Consider the following 2,516-nt stretch of genomic DNA (forward strand, 5'->3'; position numbering starts at 1 on the left):
GACAAGGTGGCCGATGGCTCGGCGCTGGTGAACCAGGCCGGTGCGACGATGGCCGAGATCGTGGCCAGCGTGCAGCGCGTGACCGACATCATGGCCGAGATCTCCGCGGCCTCGCAGGAACAGTCGGCCGGCATCGAACAGGTCAACCAGACCATCACCCAGATGGACGAGACGACCCAGCAGAACGCCGCGCTGGTGGAGGAAGCCTCCGCCGCGGCCCGCTCGATGGAAGAGCAGGCGCACGCGTTGGCCGATGCGGTGTCGACCTTCCGGCTGGACGGCCACGGTCGGGTCGCACGCCTGGTGCAGGAACGCGTCACCCGCATCGCCGCGGGTGGCGCACCTCGCGCCGTAGCCGAGCCGGACCTGTCCTGACACCGCTAAAGATTCCCCGAGCCGGGCCGATCTAGACCTCGACCGGTTCCGTCCCGGAAACCCCGACACCCTTACCGGCTGCAACAGGAGCCCGACGAATGAGCGACAAGAAGACCCAGGCCGCGGCGAGCGCGGACGAGTTCCTCAGCTTCACCCTGGGAGACGAGCACTACGGCGTGGACATCCTGAAGGTCCAGGAAATCCGCGGCTACGACTCGGTGACCCGCCTGCCCGACGCGCCGGACTACATCAAGGGCGTGATCAACCTGCGCGGCACCATCGTGCCGGTGATCGACCTGCGCCTGAAGCTGCGCCTGAAGGAAGCGCGCTACGACGCGTTCACCGTGATGATCGTGCTGAACGTGGAAGACCGCGTGGTCGGCATCGTGGTGGACAGCGTATCGGACGTGCTGGCGCTGAGCGCCGAGCAGATCCGCCCCACCCCGGAGTTCGGCGCCAGCGTCGACACGCGCTTCATCTCGGGCATCGGTACGGTCGACGAACGCATGCTGATCCTGCTCGACATCGAAACGCTGATCGACAGTGCCGACTTCGGCCAGCCACTGCCGGAACAGGTGGCCGCCTGATCCATCGCCGGGTGACCGGCATGGCGATGCTCCACACGAAGACCGCGGACCGCGAGGCCCGCGGTCTTCGCGTTTCTGGCCCCCGTCGGCACCGCCGGACTGCCGTTCGTCGCCTCAGCCTTCACATGACTGAAAGTTTGGTGGAGCCCGCCGATAAACATCAGAGGACGTCGCCCGTCCCTTCCCTCCTCCCCGTGTTTCCCTGTTGTCGTACGAGATCGTCATGACGCTGACCGCCAAGATCGCCGCCTCCCTGTCCTCGCTGCCGCTCAAGCGCCGCTTCCTGATCCAGACCGCACTGATCGCCCTCGGCACGGTCGCGCTCGCCGTCATCGCCGCGCGCATGCAGTACCTGGACCTGACCAGTACCCGCCAGGCCGGCCTGAAAGCGCAGACGGACATGGCGCTCGGCGTGATCGAAGGCTACGCGAAGCAGGTGGCCGCGGGCACGCTGGACGAAGCCGACGCGAAGACCCGCGCCCTCGCCGTGCTCGCCTCGATGCAGGCCAATCAGGGCGTGGATTACTTCTTCGTCACCGACGAAGCGCCGACCATGCTGATGCACCCGACGCGTCCCGACCTGATCGGCAAGCCGCTGCAGGATGTGCTGAGCCCGGACGGCAAGCGCATCTTTCCCGAGTTCGTGCGGGCGGCGAAGGCCGGCGGCGGCATCGTGGACTACAGCTGGGCCAAGGCCGGCGAGGAAGACCCGGTACCGAAGACGTCGTATGCCGCGCTCTACGAGCCCTGGCACTGGGTGATCGGCACCGGCGTCTACCTCGACGACACCCAGGCGCAGGCGCTGCAGTTCACCTTCATCATGACGATCGCGGGCGGCCTGCTGGTTCTGCTGAGCATGGCGATCAGCTGGGTCATCGGGCAGTCCGTGCTGGAACCGGTGGCGCGTGCCCTGGCCGCGATCAAGGGCGTCTCGCGCGGCGACCTGAGCGTGCGCACCGGCCACCACGGCCGCGACGAGGTCGGCCAGATGCTGAAGGCCACCGACGAGATGGTGCACATGCTGGAGCGCTTCTCGCACGAGACCCGCGACATGATCCGCCTGCACGAAGCCGAGGACATCCGCCATCGCATGCCGGAGGACTTCCCGGGCGTGTACGGCGAATTGGCCGGTGGCATCAACACGATGATGTTCGAACACCTGGACGCGTTCCGCGACGCCATCGGCATCCTGGAGCGCTACGCCAATGGCGACCTGAGCCAGGATGCGCGCCGGCTGCCGGGTACCCGCGCCTTCCTGCACGAAGCGATGGATGCCGCCAAGCAGAACCTGCTGGCCATCAACGGCGAGATCAAGCGACTGGCACGGGCCGCGGCCGCGGGCGACTTCAGCCAGCGTGGCGACGAAGCCGGCTTCCATCACGACTTCCTGCAGATGGTGCAGGGCCTCAACGCGATGATGGCCACCAGCGACCGCAATCTCGCGCAGTTGTCGGCGCTGCTGCGCGCGATCGCCGATGGCGACCTGACGGCGCGGATGGAAGGCGACTTCCACGGCGTGTTCGCCAGCATGCGCGACGACGCCAACGCCACCGT

At 67.3% G+C, this 2,516-nt stretch carries 3 protein-coding genes; all 3 read left to right on the forward strand.

The genetic code is table 11. The features are described 5' to 3' along the window. On the forward strand, window positions 1-375 hold a 375-nt coding region (locus tag AC1Q5B_RS20415; protein ID WP_492633276.1), incomplete at its 5' end, for a methyl-accepting chemotaxis protein. Window positions 376-473: 98 nt separating this feature from the next. Next, window positions 474-962, forward strand: coding sequence for a chemotaxis protein CheW (locus tag AC1Q5B_RS20420; RefSeq protein WP_492633277.1), 489 nt, complete (start codon window positions 474-476; stop codon window positions 960-962). 223 nt (window positions 963-1,185) lie between these two features. Further along, window positions 1,186-2,516, forward strand: a 1,331-nt coding sequence (locus AC1Q5B_RS20425) for a cache domain-containing protein (RefSeq protein ID WP_492633278.1), incomplete at its 3' end; no start/stop codon positions are given.

The sequence above is a fragment of the Pseudoxanthomonas sp. GW835-FHT14C01 genome (assembly GCF_058793715.1).